Annotated in this window: 1 protein-coding gene; it reads left to right on the top strand. The window is 48.8% G+C overall.

Annotation, left to right across the window (positions count from 1 at the left end; all coding sequences use genetic code 11):
• The first annotated feature begins 103 nt into the window (after positions 1-103).
• On the top strand, positions 104-814 hold the full coding sequence (locus C6P64_RS18110) for a hypothetical protein (RefSeq protein ID WP_146115986.1): 711 nt from the start codon (positions 104-106) through the stop codon (positions 812-814).
• Positions 815-851 lie beyond the last annotated feature (37 nt).

The raw sequence follows: 851 nt of genomic DNA, 5'->3' as shown, positions 1-851 counted from the left end.
GGCACCTTGAAATCACTCCTTCACCGCCCCAGTTCAAGAGCTCGAAAAGTTCTCTTCGGCAGCGGAAGGAATCGAGAGGCAGCAAGTTGCGGTAGCCTATGAGATGACGTTTGTCGGTGATATTAAGTCGTTTGATGAAAAAAAGCCGATATCGCATCAGTTTAAGATAACTTCTGCCAAAAGGGGTAAGGTTTCCGTCTTCTTCCCTGCCGAGAAAGAGACATCCGGGTTGAGGTTTCATCTTCACGGGCCATTTATTCCTGAACTCAGTCGCGCGAGCATCAAGAATTCACCCGAAAATCTACCGATTTTCAAACAAATTGCTGTTTTGGTTGCTAAGTCGCTGGCGCCTATTCGTGATCTCGGATTGCTGACGGGGGAATTTCTTTCGGTCCTGCCGAACAATGATGATCCTCTGCCTGAGCGGTATCGGCTCATTCGAGAAGCCATCATCGGGGAGATGAGAACCTCTCCGCTTGTCCCAACCTACACGGGACGACATGCGCCCGTCTCGTCCCTGCTTCAGGCTCGTCGGGCTCAAATAAAAACTCTTTTGAGTAAAGAAGATTTGGCTTTCTTGACGGAAAGATCAGATGACCCGGAGTGGGCTATTGGTGCCTCGCAAAAAAATTCTAATCAAGATAGATTTTTGTCAAGCCTAGGGATTCCTTTGTGGGACGTGCAAGACTTGGTTCTTTTTCTTGAGGAAACGGCCAGACGTCCAAAAAATAAATGGGATGAATGCGAGATTAGTCAGAAGACGAGTGATTTCAAGGTGCCCGAGAGGCCTGAGCCAGTCTCTCTGACAATGTAGGTCTGCGACGACCACAGCCGAGTGATTTCAAGGTGCC

It is taken from the genome of Malikia granosa, from assembly GCF_002980595.1.
Taxonomy (GTDB): Bacteria; Pseudomonadota; Gammaproteobacteria; order Burkholderiales; family Burkholderiaceae_C; genus Malikia; species Malikia granosa.
The sequence above is the reverse complement of the archived record's forward strand: the minus strand, read 5'-3'. Positions and strand labels throughout refer to the sequence as shown.

Excerpts from the sequence above, each read along its gene's own strand:
- C6P64_RS18110 (WP_146115986.1), top strand. The coding sequence starts at position 104 with ATGACGTTTGTCGGTGATATTAAGTCGTTTGATGAAAAAAAGCCGATA.